At 43.5% G+C, this 20,649-nt stretch carries 15 protein-coding genes and 1 riboswitch; all 15 genes read right to left on the bottom strand.

Annotated elements, in window-relative coordinates:
• Positions 1–1,284: 1,284 nt before the first annotated feature.
• Positions 1,285–2,763 (bottom strand): DUF4070 domain-containing protein, encoded by a 1,479-nt coding sequence (locus E3K36_11990; protein ID MCF6155946.1) that lies wholly within the window; start codon positions 2,761–2,763, stop codon positions 1,285–1,287.
• Between the two features lie 244 nt (positions 2,764–3,007).
• Entirely contained in the window at positions 3,008–3,727 is a 720-nt protein-coding gene (locus tag E3K36_11985) for a hypothetical protein (protein MCF6155945.1), read from the bottom strand.
• A gap of 54 nt (positions 3,728–3,781) precedes the next feature.
• A riboswitch (cyclic di-GMP riboswitch) is annotated at positions 3,782–3,880 on the bottom strand.
• A 164-nt stretch (positions 3,881–4,044) separates the two neighbouring features.
• Positions 4,045–4,611 (bottom strand): hypothetical protein, encoded by a 567-nt coding sequence (locus tag E3K36_11980; protein ID MCF6155944.1) that lies wholly within the window; start codon positions 4,609–4,611, stop codon positions 4,045–4,047.
• Between the two features lie 123 nt (positions 4,612–4,734).
• Complete coding sequence (locus tag E3K36_11975; protein ID MCF6155943.1) at positions 4,735–5,145, bottom strand: acyl-CoA thioesterase; 411 nt, start codon at positions 5,143–5,145, stop codon at positions 4,735–4,737.
• A 542-nt stretch (positions 5,146–5,687) separates the two neighbouring features.
• Positions 5,688–6,473 (bottom strand): methyltetrahydrofolate--corrinoid methyltransferase, encoded by a 786-nt coding sequence (locus E3K36_11970; GenBank protein ID MCF6155942.1) that lies wholly within the window; start codon positions 6,471–6,473, stop codon positions 5,688–5,690.
• A 20-nt stretch (positions 6,474–6,493) separates the two neighbouring features.
• Positions 6,494–7,456: an acetyl-CoA decarbonylase/synthase complex subunit delta gene (locus tag E3K36_11965; GenBank protein ID MCF6155941.1), complete on the bottom strand. Its 963-nt coding sequence runs from the start codon at positions 7,454–7,456 to the stop codon at positions 6,494–6,496.
• 120 nt (positions 7,457–7,576) lie between these two features.
• Entirely contained in the window at positions 7,577–8,368 is a 792-nt protein-coding gene (locus tag E3K36_11960) for a carbon monoxide dehydrogenase (GenBank protein MCF6155940.1), read from the bottom strand.
• A 13-nt stretch (positions 8,369–8,381) separates the two neighbouring features.
• Positions 8,382–10,313 carry a DUF4445 domain-containing protein gene (locus E3K36_11955; GenBank protein ID MCF6155939.1) on the bottom strand — a complete coding sequence of 644 codons (1,932 nt, stop codon included), beginning with the start codon at positions 10,311–10,313 and terminating at the stop codon, positions 8,382–8,384.
• 66 nt (positions 10,314–10,379) lie between these two features.
• On the bottom strand, positions 10,380–11,720 hold the full coding sequence (locus E3K36_11950; protein ID MCF6155938.1) for an acetyl-CoA decarbonylase/synthase complex subunit gamma: 1,341 nt from the start codon (positions 11,718–11,720) through the stop codon (positions 10,380–10,382).
• A 141-nt stretch (positions 11,721–11,861) separates the two neighbouring features.
• Positions 11,862–12,488 (bottom strand): ATP-dependent Clp protease proteolytic subunit, encoded by a 627-nt coding sequence (locus tag E3K36_11945; protein MCF6155937.1) that lies wholly within the window; start codon positions 12,486–12,488, stop codon positions 11,862–11,864.
• A gap of 268 nt (positions 12,489–12,756) precedes the next feature.
• On the bottom strand, positions 12,757–14,940 hold the full coding sequence (cdhC, locus tag E3K36_11940; GenBank protein MCF6155936.1) for a CO dehydrogenase/CO-methylating acetyl-CoA synthase complex subunit beta: 2,184 nt from the start codon (positions 14,938–14,940) through the stop codon (positions 12,757–12,759).
• Between the two features lie 25 nt (positions 14,941–14,965).
• Entirely contained in the window at positions 14,966–16,933 is a 1,968-nt protein-coding gene (gene cooS / locus E3K36_11935) for an anaerobic carbon-monoxide dehydrogenase catalytic subunit (GenBank protein ID MCF6155935.1), read from the bottom strand.
• Between the two features lie 160 nt (positions 16,934–17,093).
• The gene (locus tag E3K36_11930; GenBank protein MCF6155934.1) at positions 17,094–17,867 is read right to left on the bottom strand and encodes a carbon monoxide dehydrogenase; all 774 of its coding nucleotides are present in this window, start codon (positions 17,865–17,867) and stop codon (positions 17,094–17,096) included.
• A gap of 287 nt (positions 17,868–18,154) precedes the next feature.
• Positions 18,155–20,173 carry a DUF1939 domain-containing protein gene (locus E3K36_11925; protein ID MCF6155933.1) on the bottom strand — a complete coding sequence of 673 codons (2,019 nt, stop codon included), beginning with the start codon at positions 20,171–20,173 and terminating at the stop codon, positions 18,155–18,157.
• 259 nt (positions 20,174–20,432) lie between these two features.
• Positions 20,433–20,612, bottom strand: a complete 180-nt coding sequence (locus tag E3K36_11920; protein MCF6155932.1) for a hypothetical protein — start codon at positions 20,610–20,612, stop codon at positions 20,433–20,435.
• Positions 20,613–20,649: the final 37 nt, after the last annotated feature.

The following is a 20,649-nucleotide window of genomic DNA, read 5'->3' as shown; positions in this document are numbered from 1 at the left end:
TCACTGATGGCAAAGCCAGGATGCACTTTGGCTTTTTTACAGTCATCGCGATAGTCTGCCCAGTACATGGAAAGAACCGCATCGATCAATGAACCGTCAATCGATACAAGATTTCCCGGTTCTGCGTGCTCCCTGGGCAGGATTTTGGCCGCATTAGCTTGAAGTTGTTGGAATATGTAGGTTAACCTGTTCTAGGCCGCGGGAATTTATGGCCTCGAAGAAGCTGCTCTTTTTATGCCGTCTGGTAGTGCTATCACTTCACGAGCGAAGTCGTCTTCTTCGGGAACTTGCAGGAGATGTCTCCCTGAGATATGCTCCTTAAGGTGATAAAAAACTAATAACTTAAGCTGATGTTCAAAATTCATTTGCAAGGGTTTATTTCCTCGTGCCTCAAGCGGAGGCATACAGATAAAAACATCTTCACCAGGTTGCAACAATTCGTGAAATGATGGTACATTTTGTTCTGTATCTTGAGGGTGAAAGCTGCGCGGTATTTCTTCACCTTGCTTTTCTTCAAAATTTCTCTTTGGATTCTTTTTTCACCTTTTGACATGGCACCCCTTTCTTTGTATAACCGTAAAGGCGAACAACTGTTCGTTCTTACGGAAACTACGTTTGTCCCTGTTTTCCCACATCGCAGGGATAATTTTTTACCTTTTTCACCTTCACTTTCACAGTATCTTTCAAACTGTCTGTCTCGAATTTGACCCTTGCATTACCGGTCTTCTTCATGATTGCAATGGTAAACACTGCCTGACCGCCATAAATTAAATGTAGAGGGCAATAAAAACAGGTATAATTTAAGAAAACCCCAAGATGTTAGCTATTATGTTACATATTTTGTTTTCATACAGAAACAAGATAATTTTCTGATTGTTTTATTCTTTAGTTTCACCATATAACTTTAATTCCTTTAGCGTGTATTTCTCTGTCGTTGCTAACAAGTGGACTACCTGTTACTATCGCCGTTGCGAGTATTAATCTGCCGTGTACTTCTAATCCTTGTATGGTCTCAGCTATTCAACCTTATATCAAAGGGGCATCGATTCCCACGTTTAGCGATGTGGTATGTAGAATTACCACACAAGCGATCCCAGAGATTGCTGAATCTTACCCATTTTTCACATAAAACTGACAATGAAGTATGACGTCTCAGGAATTAACAACCGCACAGAAATAATGAAGCAAAAGATCTATTGAAGGCAGGATCAATAAGAAGAGGCATTACCCGAAACAGAAATCGCCTGTTTCAGTTTAGATTATGGAGGTCTGAATATTTTGGGATTAAAGGACGTGTAATTTACTGACTTTGCGGAAGTGGTATCCATAAACTGCAAGGGTAATAGACAGTGGTAATAATTCGCGACGGTGAAAGTACGTCCATAACAAGAGTTTCCAAAATTGGACACGTTCATTGCCAAGGATGCCGAGATGGTAGATGGCACGAAATAACGCCAGGATATGATTGAATGTAAATCGAGCTTTGATCTTTGGCGCTTTATATTCCCGAAAGAAGGTTTTTATGCGCTGATAATAGTTTTCTGGGGAATAAATGTATTTCAATATATTTTTATATCCTTCCCGGAATGTATCAATGTCCATGGTAGGAATAATGTTTGTTGTACCGTCTACATTATCCCCCGACATCTGTCCAAGCAAACGTCCCTCTCGCTTTAGACGCTCATATAGCTTTGTCCCAGCCGGAGCCTGAAGCAGGCCAATCATCGCCGACACAATCCCACTCTTCTGAATAAAATCAATTTGTCGCTGGAAGATGGATGGCGTGTCATTGTCAAAGCCCACGATAAAGCCTGCTTGTACTTGCAATCCGGCCCGCTGAATACGCCGCACGTCTTCGATCAGATTACGGTTTTTGTTCTGTTTTTTGTTGCATTCAGCAAGGCTATCAGTATCCGGCGTCTCAATCCCCACAAAAACCGCGTCGAATCCTGCTTCAGACATCATTTGCATCAGGGATTCATCATCGGCCAGGTTGATGGAAACTTCGGTGTGAAACGGTATTGACACATGTTCTCTTTGCCATTTGATTAAAGCAGGCAGCAATTCGTTCTTGAGGTCTTTTTTGTTCCCGATGAGATTATCATCTACAAAGAATACGGGGCCGCGCCACCCCAAACGATAGAAACTGTCCAGCTCGGCAACAATTTGTTCGGCAGTTTTAGTCCGTGGATTTCGTCCAAACAATGAAGTCACATTGCAGAACTCGCAGTGGTATGGACAACCACGGGAGTACTGTATGCTCATCGAGGCGTATTGCCTCAGATCGGCTAATTCCCAAAGAGGTGCTGGAGTTTTTTGAATGTCTGCAAAATGAGATGTGCTATAGACGCGCCTTGCGCAATTATTCTTCAGGTCTTCCAAAAAAGATGGCAGGGTCATCTCTGCTTCATTGAGTACGAAATGATCGGCATCCTCAAATTGTTCATGCTCGCTCGTGAACAAAGGACCTCCGGCAACCACTTTGACATCAGCTCCCTTACAACGCCTGATAATATACCGGGCAGATGTTCTTTGTACAACCATACTGCTGATAAACGCATAATCCGCCCATGCCAGATCTTCATCCGTGAGCCTTGTCACATTGACGTCGACCAAGCGTTTTGACCACTCTGATGGTAGCATGGCGGCAACTGTCAGGAGTCCTAGTGGTGGAAAGGATGCCTTTTTGCGTATGAACTTAAGTGCGTGTTTGAAACTCCAAAATGTATCGGGGAACTCAGGGTATATCAATAGTATATTCATTATGCTTCCATATATTTTCGGTCAGGTATAAGAAGTAAGAAAAAATTTATTTGCTTAATTTACCAAAATTTGTATCCGCTAAACGGAAAATGTTAAAAAATATATATTATGCCGTTAACCATTCTTTTTTTTTATGAAAACTATAATTTTTAATTATAACATAAAAAGACGCGATATAAAATGGAAAAGATACGTTTGAGATTTTAGGCTATTCAATGTACGTTAATTTCCATATTTGCAATTATCATCGGAGGTTTTTTCTATCAAGTTCATTTTCCAAATGAGCAAAATAACGGCCAGCTACCTCATTGTTCGGAGCAAGCTCAAGAGCCCTTTGATACCAATACATAGCCGGTTTTTTTTTGCCAATTTGGCGATAGATATGGCCAAGGTTCAAACGAACCCGGACTTTTAGAAGGTCATTTCCTCTCGCTAAAAGATCTGCTTTTCGATAGTTTTCGATTACAAAATCGTAAAGATCTGCCCGATAATATTTCGCTAGCGGCCATATCGTATCCGCTGACTCTTTATAAAAAAGTGCAGATTTGGGGTTCCACTGTTTTCCCCAATTCAGAAGTTCGACAGCTTCATCAGCCTTTCCCTCACCATCAGGCATTCCATCTGGCTTTTTGGTCCAACACACCCATTTAGACCACAAAAGCCAGGCCACAGTCGTATACGTGTCAATATCCCTACGATCAATGTTGACGATTTGATAACCAAGACGAATAGCCTTATTGTAGCTTCCCTGTGGACTATCATACTGTTGGTTATCCAGATAAAACCCCATACACTCTCTCAATAGACCTGTATCATACTGATGATTTAGATCCTGAAGCACCCTTTCACCATATTCATAAATAACCATATCAGAATCTTTCTGCTCTTTCCCAATCGCAAAAGGAGAACCGGAGGTCAGAAAAACAATAAACAAGACACCTGCTATGGAAAATAGTAAACGCATGGGCAAAACTCCTTAAAAAAAAGCCTTACTGCCAGGATGTTTTGTAAACACATCTTCGGCAGTAAGGCTATCTTTTCTTTCCTTACTTCCCTGTAAGTTTAAGACCCTTTTACTTTGCGCCCCCTGATCACCCAGAGTTTGCCCTTATCGAAGTATACGTATAAATAGACACAAATGATATTTTTGTCAAGCAAAAAATACAATATTGTATGCAGGCCAAATAGAAAAACTGTTTTAATCTGTTATGAAAATTTCTTATAATGCACCGTCATGATGTTACGGTGTATCCCCCACCGAAACCCATGAACGCTATCATCCTACTTTGGTTTAAAATCGAACTTCTGTCCTCCCACCGTCGCCTCAAACATTAAACCAGTTTCGGACAAGGTGAAGATTGCCACACCATGATCATAATCAGCATCTGTTGAAACACCGGCTGTTGAAGCAATAGCAGAGGCCTGTGCACCGGGCTTGAAGTTTCCCTTTTTGAAATCATCAAGAGTTTCTTTGTCTTTAAAAAATACAATTTCACTATATTTTTGCCCGCCAAACTGGACACCGACAGTCACCTGTGTCATGCTTGCAGTACCGATAAATTCGCCCTTCTCGTACACTTCACCAGTACCATGGGCTGCCCCAATACCAAAGCCACCTTTTGTAATAGTGGGGAATACCGCGTAACCATAAGCTTTTTCAAAATAGATCGTCAAATGTGGGTAGTGAGATTTAAAATTCCTGATAACTTTTTCTGTCGGAGTATTCACCGACAATTGGCCTTTTACCGGTTCATCTTCTGCTGATGGTTTCCAGCCCGAGTAAACAGGTGTAACAAGCAGTAAAGTAATGCTCATAATAAAAAAAGTTATGATAATTTGTTTTTTCATAAATTGTATCTCCTGCTTTTATGATGATTGAATGATGTATTCCTTAAAACCCAAGGCATGTCGATTCCATTGTTGGACTGACATCTTTTGTCTCGTTCGCTCACTATCTGTCTTCTTCCTACTTTATTCCTTTTCTCCCTCCTGCAAAAGCCTTTTCAGCTTTTCAGGCATAGGGATTGGCTTACGGTTGGCATTGAGGCAGGCGAGCCTTGAAAAACCCTCAACGACGAGTTTGTTATCACCCTCGCAAATTACTTTATGGTTAAATTCTACTGTGGCATGCTTCAGTTCAGAAATCCAGGTCTGAATAATGAGAATATCATCATAGTGAGCGGGAGAACGAAACCGGCAGTGGGCCTCGGTAACGGGAAAGTAGATATGCTCTTTCTCCAATTCTGAATACGGCAATCCAAGATTTCGCAAATATTCCGTCCGGCCCATCTCAAAATAGATGAAAAAATTGCCGTAATAGACAATACCCATCTGGTCGGTTTCCTGATAACGAACGCGGATTTTAATTTCGTGAATTTTCATAGCGAGTTCTTGGATTACTTTGTATGAGACCTCTCACTTATTCATTTTCTCCTTGACTAAAACATGATAAAAACTAAACTGATTTTATGCGAAACTCTGCAAAATTCAAGTATTTATTATAATGTTTATAAAAGGATTGTGAGTAAACGATGAAATACAGGATCATTATCAGGCCTGATGCTGATAACAAATTATTTCAAATGGAATCGACAGTACCGCTGACATTAGCAGTTAACTTGAACAAAAGAGAACGATTTCATTGGCAACCTCGCTGTTGAGACAAGAACAATCGAACCATACGACTTGCTTACTGTTCAGCTCGTTATGACACCCGGCTATCAGACGGTTACGCTTAATGTGTACAAGGGAAGAAAACCGGACTTATCAGTGTGGAATGGGAATCACGTGTAGAGAGAAAAGGCACGATAGCAAATCGTGCCTTTTTGGAAAAATCACTGAAGTAGTAACGAAAAATATTTACAAAAATGGATTCATTCTTTTGCAAGAACGACAAATAAGGAATTTTATCCTATGTTATCCGATTACTTCCTGCATGCCGTGAGATAAGAATCGCTGTACACATGCTGATTCATGATGATCTCGGCAGTTATTGCAGCGTCCATTAAATCCTTGTCAAGCACATCCATCACTGCGGCATCCAATCCGTAAGAAATCCCCATCGTCAGGAATATCCTCGCTAAAAGCCTTTTTTCCTTCGTCCCCTGTGAAAAGTTGCTCAGCCCTACATTTCTGTGCGGTGGCGGATCGGAAATCATTTTAATCTGGTTGAAGATGTCAAACATAAGTGCCGGTTGCTTCTGGTCAACATTAATAGGAAAGAGCACAGGATCAATATATATCTTTGACAATTCAAACTCATGCTCAACTGCCTTTTCTACGATCTTCATGGCAATCTCCATACGTCTTTCAACATCCTGAGGAATACCACATTTGTCCATTGTCAGACATATCAATGAAGCATTGTATTGCTTGGCCAGGGACATAAATTTATCCAATTCTTCAGGATCGCCCTTGGAAGAATTAATCAAGACCTCGTTCTTTATCACCGATAAACCCGCCTTTACGACATCAAATTTCTGGCTATCAATGGCGATTGGGGTCTTTACCGTATCTTGAATTACCTCAACCAGCCATTTCATTGCCTCAGCGGGGTCAGCCGCTGCCGTCCCCACATTCACATCCAGAAAACTCGCTCCGGCCTCCGTCTGTTTTATCGCAAGCTCTCTTATAGCCTTCGGATCCTTATTCTTTATCGCTTCCCGTACGTCTTTAAACATACCGTTGATGCGTTCAGCTATGGAAATCATCGTATGTTTACCCTTTCTCTTTAAAAATATAAACGATCAATGCATTTTTTTACAGCTGCTACTGCCTTAGGATGGTTCATGCGAATAATATCTGCACCTGACTGCAAAAGGCAGACTGCCGTGATGACCTCCCATATCGGACCTCTTTCATCGCGTGGCCCCCACTGCGGAACCTCACTATCGTCTGATTTTGCCTCTTTGGATCTCCATGCCTCATGTCCAACATCGCAGATTACCGGCATAGACATCATCTTATCTCCGGTAAGTGCGGCTAACCGTTCACGTTCCTGGATAGAATAGGTATACTCCATACCGTAACCCAGCGCACCGGTTGACTGGAACATTACTATTCGATTCAGCGGAAAGTCCATTTCAGAAACAAGAATGTTAACCTGTTTTGCAATATTAATATCTACAGGTGCCAAAGTAATGAGACTGTGTCCATCCGCAAGACATGTGGCTGTAAGAGTCTTATAGTTATCCTGCGTAACAACCCCCATCAAACAATTTTCTCCTTTCGCTGCCTGGCTTACCTTGGGCATTACCTCATTATCTTTTTCATCATGTTCGCATCCCCAAATAAGTAAGGGTACACCCACTGCAGCGAGTATAGATTTTACGACCTTCACCGCATGCTCTGCACCTTTATCACCTTTATCGGGGTGAATTCCTTCCAGCTTCAGGCAAATCAAATCCGCCCCATACTGTTCTACACATTTTTTTGCCCATTGTGCAGGGTCGTTGAGAACATCTGCAAAAGGTTTGGCCAGGGTTTCAGGCCAGTCCTCCGGTGGTGTATCATAGACATCCATTGCAACTACGGGTTTATGGCCGGGGTTCCCCTCGAAGTCCATAAAAGGGACGTTTTTTGCGCCACCAATAGTAATTGTCTTCTGCCGGCTACCCCCCTTATCTTTTGTTGCGCCGAGGGTGATTTCATTAACACCGCCCGACCACTTGTCTGCCACATTTGGTATTTCCATTCATTTATCTCCTACTATCCATCAAAAAAACTGAACCACAGAGAACACAGAGAAAAACCTTTTAAAAATCCTTCGGATCCCTTTCGGGCAAAGCTTGAGCACTCATTTCTTTTTCTACTACTACAAACGGCCAGCCGCGCTTTTTTCGAGCATGCCTGCCGGCAAATGCTTTTGTAAGAACTTACCCAGTTTTTGATATAACTCATTTTCACGTGAAATTTCAAATACAGATGCCCCACATGCGGCGGTATCGTATATCTCCTGATCAAAGGGGAATATCGCAGATATCTCGATTCCCACACTATCTAACTTTTGTTGAAGATTCTCGTGGATACCGCTCCTGGGCACCCGGTTTAACACACAGAACTTTTGCTTAATCGTGACTGGGAGCGAATCGGCCAGCGCAAGGATACGCTGCAGGGTCAATGCTCCTACAATCGTAGGTTCACTAACAATCATCAAGAGATCCACATTATTGGTCGTTCTGCGGGAAAGGTGCTCCATCCCTGCCTCATTATCTGTAACAACAAACGGGTAGGTTGTTCCTACTTTATCCAGATATTTGCGAAGAAGATTATTTACATAGCAATAGCACTTCGGACCCTCTGGCCTGCCCATCGTTAAAAGATCGAATTTCTCTTTTTCAATGATTGATTCCTCGATGGCGTACTCAATGTATCTGTCTTTTGACATCCCGGAAAAGTCTACCTTTTTTTCAACAATATCTTCGCGTATATCAGCAATGGTACTTTGTACATGCAATCCAAGCAATGCACCTAAAGAGGCATTGGGATCGGCGTCTACCGCCGATACCGGTTTACCAATCTCTTCGGTAATATATCGGATAATAAGTGCAGAAAGGGTTGATTTTCCTGTTCCACCCTTTCCCGCTACTGCAATATTAAAAGCCATAAAAAATCCTTTGTTATGAAACCATCAACTCTTCTGCAACTGATGGAAATTTTTCAATAGCTGTATGAGGTAAAAAATTTGCCGATATGTATTCTTCCATATACTTATTGTTACTCATAAGGTCGAAATAGGTCATCTTTGATGCAATTGTCTGTGCCACTTCGTAGGCATCCTTGTAAAACATGGACATCTTTGCGCCAATTACAGAGGTATTCCCTACAAATTGTACCTTTGAAACAGAGATATCAGGGAGCATCCCAATCGTAATGGCGCTCCGTATATCCAGATAATTACCAAAACCGCCCGCCAGGTATACCTGTTCAATATCGTTGGCACTCATGCCCATGGATTCAATTAAGGTAGAAATTGCCGAGTATATGGCTGCCTTTGAACGGATTAGGTTTTGGATGTCAGCCTGTGTAATAACGATGTCCTTTTTTGTAGCAGTTTCATCCTTGTCCACCAGAATGAATTCATACCCGTCATCCGTTTTTCTTAAACGTTCTGTATCTATTCCTTTTTGAAAATTTCCCGTCCTGTCAATAACCCCGCTTCTGACCAGATTAGCCAGGCAATCCAATAATCCTGAACCACATATTCCGCTCGGGGGGGTATTTCCAATTGTTTTACAAATAACATCAAAATTTTTTGTGATAGTTACCTTTTCTATAGCGCCCTTTGCAGCACGCGTCCCGCAGGAAATGCCACTGCCCTCAAAAGCCGGGCCGGCTGATGCGGAACAACATACCATCCAATCCTTGTTGCCAAGCACAATCTCACCATTTGTGCCAATATCAATGAGAAGAGACAAAGCATCGACCTTGTCCAGTCGAATAGCTAATACGCCGGACGATATATCCCCTCCAACGTATGCCCCTACGCAGGGCAACGTATACAGAAAACCATTGCTATTAATCTTTATGCCTACATCATCAGCCTTGACTGGAGGCACAAAACTAGCGGAAGGAAGATACGGCTCTCTTCGGATATTTGTGGGATCGAGGCCAAGTAAAAAATGGGTCATCACGGTATTTCCTGCGCAAACAACAGCATTAATATCATGGATACTTAACTTGTTCCTTTTGACAAGAATCGAAATCAGATGATTTACATCTTCGACCAATACCTCTTGCATAATTTCCATCGCATTGTTTTGCACGGCATAGATAATCCGCTGAATATAGTCATCTCCGTATTTTATCTGGGAATTATACGTTGCTTCAACATCTATGGTCTCAGCATGAGAAAGGTTCAGAAGATGCGCAACTACGGTGGTCGTACCCACATCCACGGCAATCCCATAATTCTGCGCACTCACGTCCCCTGCCTGTACTTCCATAATCTCCACCGAAGATCCCCTGTATCCCAGTGTTGCTGTAACCTTCCAGTGAGCGTCTCTCAAAAGTGTGGGTAAGCGTTTTAAAACAGTTAACTTTGTTGTCAAAACTCCCCACGGAACATTAGCATGAACCATAACACCCTGGCAGAGTCGTTCATAATCAGCCATGCAATCGTCCAAACTCGGTGGTGATAATTCAAGGTATATTTTTCTTATTAATGATTTTTTTTCAAATTGTTCCACCCCTAAAGTCGCCGCAGCCAATGATCCCGAAAACTGCGGGTAATCACTAACAAGGATCTGACTCTTATCAAGCTTTGATTCCTCAGGGATCAAGACTTCCAGGTCTCCCATCACCTTCGTCCTGCAGGCAAGAACGTATCCTTGTTTAGCTTCCGCTTCAGAAATATGGGTAGTAGGCATACTATCCACTTTTCCCGAACTCAGGACAACCTTACATTTTCCGCAGGTACCGTCTCCACCACACAAAGCATTGATAAACAAATCGCCCTTGTATGATGCATCTAAAACGGTCTTTCCCTTTTCAATTTCAACGGTTACATCGCCGGGAAGAAAGCGTACTTTATAGTAAGAGTTTATAGACATGCGATTTTACGATTTTTTGAGCTTATTCATAATTCTTATTTTACTTATGGAAAATATCGCTTCGTTCTAAGCACGCCACACGGTTTTCAGATAAGAAGGAAGCCCGGACGCCTCTCTGGGGCCAACCAGTATCTCCCATCCAAGGGTCTCCTGCAGTTTTCCAGACATCACGGCTACAAGGCCGGGGATAATTAATTTTTTGTGCTTTACTTTCGTTTCCACTTGCGCATCAGCCATGGCCTTAGCTACAACTTTATCATTGAGTTTATCTCCGGAATATGCAGTCAATACTGAAGTTCCACCGGTATCCACTGACAATATAAATGCAGGAATACGACTCGCCTCAACTTCGCCTTGGACAGTATAATAGGTAAGCGAAAAGTTTGTTGTGAATAAGACCGGGGCATCCTCTTTAGCATCACCCACAGCATATAATTTCGGTTCAACCTGGATTGGTTTTTGCGGATCGGTAAAAATATTTGTCCTGGCAGTAAGCAACGGCATAATTGCCCAGGGGTCACACGCATTAACAGCGACTATGCCGGCATACTTAAGCAGGTATGTACTTGCCAGTGAAATTTCCTGGAATGGATCTTCTTCGCAAGCGAAGACGATCATGGGAAATCCCAGTGCACGGAAATTTTTCTTCAATGCTGCCCGCCTTACCTTGGTCAGTTTCTGAAGTACCTCTTTCGGGTTATTTCCGCTCACATCCAACACGATCTCTTCAACACCTGCCTTTTTTGCACGGTCGGCAAGGTCGGCAAGCTCCTCAAGCGTTTGAGCCGTCACGGTCATCGGACAGGCCTTTTCCTTTGCTAATGCGGCCATAGACTCACAGTTCCCGGCGTTTGCGCCATGGATTAAGGGTCTCTTTTCAGCACAGGCAGATAAGGCAGCCTTCATATTTTCAACTGACGCACTACTCAAAATAATGCTCAGATGAGAACCTGTGCTAACTTTTTTTGTCGCTTCAGCAAATTTCTCAGCATTATTGCTCTTATTGATAATTGCCACCAGATCAATCTCGATTTCTGTACCAACGCGTGCAAGCTTCAAGTTGTTAATCTTTTTCAATCGATCGCTAAAGTCAGCATCATTCAAATCGTCATTGATAGTAACGGCCACACCTGTAGGATGATAAAATTTCTCCTCATGTCTGAACAAGACATTTTCCTCACCAACCAGCACTTGTTTGGCACCCGTTCCGATAGTTACCAGTTTAATCGGAGGTTCGGCTGCTGCGCCCAAAACCCTCTTAGCTTCTTCGCTTACATCGGGACAATCAGACAGGTTTGCTTTTTTTTGTGCCAGTTGCATAGCAAATGCCAGGCATGTTGGCCTCCCGCATTTTTTACAATTTGTTTTGGGCAGTAGTTTGTAAATGTCTAATCCAGTTAGTGCCATTCTTTACTATCCTTTCACATAAATAAATTTGCACAACATCAAATGAATAACCACCCATTCACCCTCGTTCACAAAAAAAAATAAAATGGTGGTTATAAAACGCAAAAAACTCTCATTTGATATCAGGCAATTACCATAAAATTATACTTTAAGATCATCACTCGTTTGTATGATTTTACTGACTAATCCATACTTGAGCGCCTCTTCAGCTGACATCCAGAAATTTCTTTTGGTATCTGATTCTACTTTTTCTATTGTCTGCCCTGTTTCCACAGAAATTAATCGATTGATCTTTTCCCGGCATTTGAGTATTTCTCCGGCTTCAATTTGAATATCAGCGGCAGTCCCATGAATACCCGTTGAAGGTTGATGAATAAGAACGCGCGCATTGGGCAAGCTGAACCGATTTTCCTTTTTTGCACCAAGCAAAATAATTACAGCTGCGCTGGCCGCAACTCCCGCACAGATGGCTTTTATTTTTGGCTTTACAAATCGCATCATATCGTAGATCGCAAAACCGGCATCGGCGTCTCCTCCAGGGGAATTAATAAACATTTTAATATCCTCATTGTTTTCCCCTTCAAGAAGTATGAGTTGCGTCATGATCTGTTGTGCCATTTTTTTACTCACCTCATCCGAGATCATAACCGTACGGGTTTTCAATAACCGCGAAATCAGATCGCCTCCGTAACGCTTTTCCTTCTCTTCGCTAGCACCCTCATCCTGATTACTTACAACTTGTCCCTTTCTCAGGAAAGGGATTGGCATATCAACGATCATGAATGGACTCCAGAATAAAAAATATACGTGTAATAAATAAGTATTAAGTCGTCTTCGCAGGTTCAAGTTTGTAACTTGAACCTGAAATATTTATACCTTCAAAAGCTTCCCATGGCAGCATATGGGCTATTGTTCGGCCAAATTTAAGGGTTCAGGTTACAAACCTGAACCCGCTGGAGTATCTTTTTTGTTGGGTGCACTCCGCATCACCCAACCTACAGTCCCTATGGAACTCACAATATCTCTCGTTTAAAAATCAGAACATCGGCGCTAAGGCAAGCGCTGGGTGATTGACCTTCTGCATGTATGTCAAGACATCTTCCTCGGTCTGCGCAACCGTTTCATCAGCTATCTTGTTGAGAAAATCTTCAAGACCCAACTCTTCAGCTGTTTTGGAAAGAGTTTCTGCCAGCTCCTCCTTTAGTGCCTTGGGCATCCACACAACACGGGCAAGGCCACCATCTGCGGAAATAAATTTTCTGCTGCCTAAATAAAACTTGCTATGCCCCATAAACCCCGGTGTTTGCAATCCACCGCCAACCGTTCCGGCAAGCGTGGAAAACTTCATACCACAAGGTGTCATCTCAGTAAAGTCACGGTCTACCACCATTATCCCGTTGGTCATGGGCAACATGGCTGAAATGCACTCAAAGCAACCACAACTCGTCATAGGGTCTGTCATGATGCTGTACAAACTCACCTTCTCAAGGGATCTGTTTGAGCCGTTGTAAATGAATGAATTCGTACCTTCCCACTGTCCCAATCTCCCGTCAATCACCTTCCCACGTTCGATCGGCTGATTCGGACCTGTGGGATTAATTTCATACCCAGCCTTTCCATCCAGCCAGCTCACAGAACCACACAATCCTGACCGTTCCGGAGTTACAACACAAATATGTGTGGGCGCAAAACTTTGACAGAGCGTGCAACTATAAAACATGCCCACAGAGTCATCGGTCATACCTTTCAACCGCGCGTCACGCTCCGCATATGCGGCACGTATGTCCTTTAATAATCGTTCCACATCTTCTCTTTTTGTATATAAGGTCACCTGAACCTTATCAACGATAGCTCCAAAATCACTATGAAATTTGGCGTGTATAATGTTTCCTATGTGCTTAATCCTGAAACCAGCCTTGAAGGCCTCCTTGCTGATACGATGCCGGATAATATCCCTCTGTCCCATATGGAACAATCCCTGAGCCTCACCCAGGAAACGATGCATCTGCCGCTCAAAGATAGGTTCAAAGTCTGGCTGCATCTTTCGACCATATACTTCAACCATAATACCAAGAGACACACCAGGACCAGGCTTAATTTCGTCCAGATCAGGTCCTATAACCTGTATTTTACCATCTTCTACCTCATGGCTTTCCTTTGCACATACATATTCAAAGGCAGGTGTACCGGGACCGCCAACTTCAATTTGCATATCCTCTTTTCTTATGCGTTCACCCTCGAAAGCCGGACCGTACGCTACTGGAATTTCAATCTTGTGGATAGAAATCTTTAATCCGCGCACCTCGATGCATTTATCAACAATCTTATCAACAGGTACCCTTGAAACCACATGCTCATAAGTACAGACACCTGTGGGTAATATTTCAGGAATATCGATATTGGTTATCGTTGGAAATCCGTAGTTAATAGCGCCAGCGGCATTTGCATATTGCTCATCGGTAACTTCTGTACCCAATGCAAGGACAAATGCAAAGATACGATTCTTATTGTACAGGAGATTTCTCCTGAAATCACCCGCCGGAACATTTCCAAAGGAAAGGGCAGCCCTGTTTGCAAAACCAAGAGAATATACTGCTGCTGAGGTTTCTTTTCCAAAGGGTACCAATCGGGTATCCCATCCCATCTGGACACCTTTTTCAGCCAACTGTTCAGCAAAAGATACGCCCAGGTTATTGGATTGTATAAATACATAAAGATTCTTTTGCTGGAGTTCTCTGGCAATCTTGACGGCTGTGTCTGCATCAGGTGCACATCCAACAATAGCTGCAAAACCAGGAGCCGTACCATCCACGAATTCAATACCGCGTTCGCGCATGATAACATCATCGGCAGCCCCTAGCCATATCCCATCCACCGGGTGAGGTCCAATTAAATATTTACAGGCCTCGTACACCTCCTCGGCAAAAAGAGTAGCCATACCTGCATCCAGGGTGTGACCCAAATATGGAACCCAGTTATGTTCAGCAGGTAATGGAGGCAACATGCTTCGAGCCATGCCTAACACATGGACACAATCCTCCAAAGTTTTTACGGCAATACCCGTCATTGAATAAATGATTGGCAAATAATAGGCTGTATTGGGGAATTCTACTTTACAATCACGCCCTTTCTGCGCGATTGCTTCAGCAAGCTTTTGATCAGCCTTGTCTACAATTTGATACGCGCCGCGGATGGCGGCAGAACAGATGATCTTCGACATAAAAATACCCCTTTAAATCTTTTTATTAATGATGCCCCTCTGGAACAGGTTTACATTCCCTTTCCAGCGCCCTTCTTTCGGCCATATCAAAGAGCTTTCTTTCCTTTTTCACGTTTATACCAAGTGCGTCTCTCTTCTTTTCTATGTGATCCATCACCATCCTGGCTATTTTCTTGAAATCCTTTTCGAAATCCCACCTGGCACCAACTAACTCCTCCATCTCTTTTGTTAACAGTCTTTGCATATCGGGCGCCCCTGTCACCGGAGAATTCATACCAAAGATCGTGTAAACTCCCGATGCGACAAAATACTGACCAATGGCAATTGCCTTTTCACTCATCCATTCGAGACATACCCCTGCAACTGGCAAATCGCTAATATCATTTCCCAAACCGCCTTCCTTTGCCATCTCAGACACTGCTATAAGAATACGGCTGTTATCGACACAGGCACCGGAATGTAATACGGGCGGTATGCCCACTGCCTCACAAACCTCCCTGAGCCCCGCACCGCACGCATCCTTCATTTCAGGGATCATCACCCCCCCGTCAGCACATTGTCCCGCAGCACAACCTGTTGCCACGACCAATATATCATTAGCAATCAACTCCCTTACCAGATTTACATATGATAGTTCACCTGCTCCAACCCTTGGACTCGTACAGCCAGCGATCCCGGCCACCCCCCGAATCCTTCCATTTATGATATTATCATTTAAAGGCCGGTAACTCGCCCTGAATCTTCCACCTAGCATGTATTTAATAGTTTCGTGACTAAAACCGGCAACAAGGTTAGGTTCTGCACTGCTGGGAATAAATACCTTTTTAGGGTCGCGGTTTTTATAATTCTCGATTGCCATAAGCAGAATCTTCTTTGCTGCCTCGAGCGCATGGTCATCGGTAAATTCTACATGCTCGGCGCCAGATATTTTCGCCTTTGACAGTGTGGTAACTATCTTTGTGTGGAAGTGTTTTGCCGTCTCTACAATTGCTTGCATTACGCATTGTATATCCACAACCATTAATTCAACCGCGCCCGTGGAAATCGCAGGCTCCTGCATAGTCATATGCCCGGCCATAGGAATTCCATGTCTGACAAGGAGTTCATTTGCCGTACAGCACAGGCCCGCAATCACTATCCCCTTTGCCCCTGCTGCATGAATCGCCCTGGTAACCTCAGGGTCGCTGGAGGCCATAACCACCGCCTCTGCAAGCTGTGGTTCGTGTCCATGAACAATCACATTCACAGAATCTTTTTTGAGAACCCCCATACTTGACCTCCCCTGAACAGGTTTGGGAGTGCCAAACAAGATATCCTGTAATTCTGTCGCTATCATACTGCCACCCCAACCATCCGCCAACGCAACACGCATGGCCTGCTTCGTCAGGTTTCTATAGTCCTGATCGCCGCCTATCCCTGTCCTATGTAAACTCTCGCACACTTCCCTGTCTATAGCCCTTGACGCAATACCGACTTTTTCCCATATTTTTTGGCGGGCCTCAGGCGCCCTTTTCAGAAACAACAGAGTACCGTATGGTTTTCCGAACTCCATCAGCGCCATCTCACCCACTTCTTCGGCAATTTCATTAATCTTACGGTCCTTCGTCTTTATCCCAAACAACTCGGCGACCATCATAAGCTTATCGACATCCTTAATCCTGTATCCCGGCGCCTCGCCTCTTGCTGTGGCGACCAGGAGATGTGCTACCGCACGCCCATGGTCCGAATGGCAGGCAGTTCCCGCACCGCTCATTCTCAGGAAGTGTCTTGCAGCAAAGGTATTGGCATCGGCACCACAAACACCCCTCTTCGGCCCTTTGCCAAACGGGTCGATGTTACATGGCCCATAGTTACAATGACGGCAACATAACGCAAGACTACCAAATCCGCATTGTGGAAGCTGTGCCTGGTATCTGTCATACATAGTCTCCACTTTCATTTCTTTCATTCTATCAAGCATCACTTGATCGACTGTCTTTTGTTTTTCTTCCATAATTACAACCCTCCTTATACCATGCCCACGAATACCAGGCCGACTAACACAATTAATAATTTATGAAGCCAGACCGCATATCCACCACACTTGCATGTGGCAATATAGAACAACATATTACAAAAATAAATACATCGAAATCAAGGGAAAATACAAACTTTTACTTGCCTTTTGTACAATCTTCCAGGCTGTTCTTTATCTGCCTTACTTCCGACAGTAACTGGCTATTTTCTGCAAAGACCGATCTTCCCATAATGTCTGATTCAAGGATCTTGTCATTGTAGGAAATAAACCCTAAAACAGGAATACCCTGTAACCCATGCTCGATCAACGACCGGTGTCCATCAGATGCCACTTTGTTCCCTACGGCATAAACCGACTTCAGGCCTATATCGTCAGCGAGTTTTTTGACCTGAAAAGCTGTTTGGATACTCTTGGAACCAGGCTCTACGATTACAATCAGCGCATTTACCGACCGCACGGTAGCACGGCCAAGATGTTCAACGCCCGCCTCCATATCTACAATTACGACCTCATCCCTTTGTACAATAAGGTGGCTCAGCAATGCCCTCAAAAAAGCGCTTTCGGGACAAGCACACCCACCGCCACCTCGCTTTATAGCCCCCAGCACCATAAGCTTAACCCCTTCATGTTCCAAAGAAAGTTTTTCAGGCAAATCTGAAACCGTTGGATTTAATGAGAAAAACTTTCCATATTCATCAGAGGCTCCTGTGCGTTCCTTTATCAAATCTTTCATCTGGCTAATCGGGACTATCTCTGATAGATTTTTAATACCTAAAGTTGCCGCTAAATTCGAAACAGGATCCGCATCTATTGCTATGACCTTTTTCCCGCTTTCTGCAAAAACCTTTGCCAGCGTAGCGACAAACGTCGTCTTCCCAACGCCTCCCTTGCCAGAGACTGCAATCTTCATACATTATTACCCTCAAATCCAAATTGATTTATGTAATGATTACTATTTACGAATCATATTATATCAAGATTTCATATATTTTTACATGACAAAAATTTTTCATTTTTATTTATGCGGTTTGTAGAGCGAAGAGTCTCTTCGCTCTACATCGAAAAGTCGCTGATGGCCTGATTTCATGACAAGGAATGTTTAAAAAGGAAAGGCGATTGGCTGAAATGCGATTCAGGATCTACTTCTCGATTCCTTCGAGATTCAGAAGGAACATCTTCTTATCTACACATCTTTTATTAAAATTTGTCTGACACAGCAGGCGCTTCATATTCAACCTTAATATATGCTGTAGTTGGTGTTTGATCGTTCTCAATAATTCGTGCAGAAAGTTGATGATACCCTTCTCGGTCGGCACTAAACTCCAAATAGAGAGAATTGTTGTCTGAAGCGTTCCCATTCTCCAGGTATTGACCTTGATCTTTACTCTTTGCACCTTTCGTATTGGGTTTATCCACTCGAAGTTCGATATCCCTTTTCCCTTCAGTATAAACCCATATCTTGACCACTGAATTGGCAGCAACCCAGACAGAACCTCCCGTCCGATATTCGCCATACCTGATCTTGCCACCGTACCCAAGAGAGGACGTCCGTGAATCTCCAAGGTCATCAGCCAGCCGAAACTCCTGCGTCGTCCTCAGGGAATGAGGGGAAAATTCACCCTGCATTCCAGCAGGACCCCAGACTGAATAGCCCATCGGTGGCACAGAAACTTTGACCCATCCATTGTCATCTGTGGTAAGGTCATTGGTGTTAGAGCCACTGTAATCGTGGAGTTTAATATGAGTTCCAAAATCAGTCTGGACCCAGGCCTCTAACCATTGCGAGCCGTGATCATTCATCCCAATCAATGCCTTCCCGCTGCGTTCGATAATAAGGAGGTCTGGCGATCCCTGATAGCGGACTTTGTAAGCACCATCTTTAAAATTAAGCTTTTGATGAGCCCATATGAGATTTATAAGATAATTGCGAGCCGTCAGTGTCTTAGGATCGGCTTTAAAACGTTTATGACCGTAGTTTACAAAAAGATCCTCATAGTAAACCACGGGACTCCCGTCCACAGCAAAAACGGCAGCATAGACAACGTCGGTCCTTTCATTATCCGGATCAATGGTAGGGGCAAGTTCGTCTCCATTCTTGCGCCAATCGTCCGATCGGTCGTCATGTTTATCGGAGCCGGGATTGGAATCCCAGAAATAACCCCGCCACGTATCATGGTTATTTACGAAAGGGACTGTCTTTATTCGATTTTTTTGCTGGTAATTAGGCAGGCTGCCCATATCGAAAAAACCACTGGCTTCAACGATATTTGCAAAGGCGTCCCTTAAAGAGAAGTCAAAGGTACCTGATCGATTCCGGGTTAAACCGACCCATTCATCCAGTTGATGCTGGCTTCCCACAAACTCCCCGACCGCAAAAAAATCAATCCGGTTGCCCATAGCATTATACAGAATATCTTCAACTACATGCGCAGGAAAATGTTTTACGGCATCGAAGCGAAATCCATCCGCACCTGTCTGCTTTTTAAACCACACGAACCATTCCCTGGCACTGTCCCTCATGTATTTCCCGCTTCCCCCGCCACCATGTTCAGGATCCAGGTAACAAATATCCGGACCAAAGAGCTGCTCACACCAGTCGCCGGTTGTACACCAATGGTCAGGATTTGGATGAAAATTCCAATGATCCTTTGCCCAGCGACCGTTCTGCAACCCAGAAAATCCAGCGTAACGAAATTTTTTGGCCTTATCACCCGGGGCATTTGAATCTTCCTCCCCTCCAATGACATGATTGAGGACAATGTCAGGGTAGACCTCAAGACCATTGGCATGCGCCACCGCAATCAATCGCAGAAAACTATCTTTATCTCCGAATCGGGTGGCAACCGTACCCTTCTGATCCTTATCCCCCAGGTCATAATGATCAAAAAGATCGTATCCCATACCATTTATACCACTATTTCCTTTACAGGGTGGAGGGGTCCAGATGCCATCAAACCCCATATCACGCAAGCGCGGGATAAGTTTGGCCAAATAGGTGTACCAGTCCCGGGGATAATTTTCATTCCAGCAATCCCAGAAGAATCCTTGAAGAACCACCTTACCATTCCATAGATTACTCCATACCATCCTGGACGTAAAAAAACTGAGGCTGACACAGATGAGAAGAGAGCCAAAGATCGTTTTTTTCATAATGCTTGATAATCTTAGATAATCCATGTCTTTCTCCTTTACTTTTAGAATGCTCATTACTTGCATAAAAATTCCCTCACGCCGAAATTCGCTGCCAATGACTCCTGATTCGTTTTCGGTACTGAGTATTCATTCTTGTTTCGGTAAGAGGATCCACCGAAACATCCAACATTATCAAGTAATTCAGAGGATTATTCATCTGATAATGATTGATTTCCCCCCCAGGGTGATATATTTGATGCATTTTTGTGAATCATTGTGGCTCGTGAAGTTTACTCTAATATTCAATCGTGTTCCTGCTCGTATTTTACTTCCCGATCTATCCTTACCAGCACATCAAAATCCCCATGATCGTTATTACAGAACCATCGATCGGCTGAAGTGTCCCACTCTTTGCACTATTGATAATCCAGATTATAAGCACACCTACTGCCCATAGCAGAAACGCTAACCGGGTAGATGAAAAACCACCATTCTCTTCCTGCAAAAATTCTTCAATCTTCATTCTTCCCCCTCCTTATCTTTATAAAACTCACGACTGC

This window comes from Candidatus Brocadia sp., assembly GCA_021646415.1.
Classification (GTDB): domain Bacteria; phylum Planctomycetota; class Brocadiia; order Brocadiales; family Brocadiaceae; genus Brocadia.
The sequence above is the reverse complement of the archived record's forward strand: the minus strand, read 5'-3'. Positions and strand labels throughout refer to the sequence as shown.

Bases quoted from the DNA above. Each gene is read 5' to 3' on its own strand.
- E3K36_11975 (MCF6155943.1), bottom strand. From the start codon at position 5,145: ATGAAAATTCACGAAATTAAAATCCGCGTTCGTTATCAGGAAACCGAC.
- E3K36_11985 (MCF6155945.1), bottom strand. From the start codon at position 3,727: ATGCGTTTACTATTTTCCATAGCAGGTGTCTTGTTTATTGTTTTTCTG.
- E3K36_11920 (MCF6155932.1), bottom strand. From the start codon at position 20,612: ATGAAGATTGAAGAATTTTTGCAGGAAGAGAATGGTGGTTTTTCATCT.
- E3K36_11990 (MCF6155946.1), bottom strand. From the start codon at position 2,763: ATGAATATACTATTGATATACCCTGAGTTCCCCGATACATTTTGGAGT.
- E3K36_11980 (MCF6155944.1), bottom strand. From the start codon at position 4,611: ATGAAAAAACAAATTATCATAACTTTTTTTATTATGAGCATTACTTTA.
- E3K36_11955 (MCF6155939.1), bottom strand. From the start codon at position 10,313: ATGTCTATAAACTCTTACTATAAAGTACGCTTTCTTCCCGGCGATGTA.
- E3K36_11950 (MCF6155938.1), bottom strand. From the start codon at position 11,720: ATGGCACTAACTGGATTAGACATTTACAAACTACTGCCCAAAACAAAT.
- cdhC (MCF6155936.1), bottom strand. From the start codon at position 14,940: ATGTCGAAGATCATCTGTTCTGCCGCCATCCGCGGCGCGTATCAAATT.
- E3K36_11945 (MCF6155937.1), bottom strand. From the start codon at position 12,488: ATGCCAATCCCTTTCCTGAGAAAGGGACAAGTTGTAAGTAATCAGGAT.
- E3K36_11930 (MCF6155934.1), bottom strand. From the start codon at position 17,867: ATGAAGATTGCAGTCTCTGGCAAGGGAGGCGTTGGGAAGACGACGTTT.
- E3K36_11965 (MCF6155941.1), bottom strand. From the start codon at position 7,456: ATGGAAATACCAAATGTGGCAGACAAGTGGTCGGGCGGTGTTAATGAA.
- E3K36_11960 (MCF6155940.1), bottom strand. From the start codon at position 8,368: ATGGCTTTTAATATTGCAGTAGCGGGAAAGGGTGGAACAGGAAAATCA.
- E3K36_11970 (MCF6155942.1), bottom strand. From the start codon at position 6,473: ATGATTTCCATAGCTGAACGCATCAACGGTATGTTTAAAGACGTACGG.
- E3K36_11925 (MCF6155933.1), bottom strand. From the start codon at position 20,173: ATGCAAGTAATGAGCATTCTAAAAGTAAAGGAGAAAGACATGGATTAT.
- cooS (MCF6155935.1), bottom strand. From the start codon at position 16,933: ATGGAAGAAAAACAAAAGACAGTCGATCAAGTGATGCTTGATAGAATG.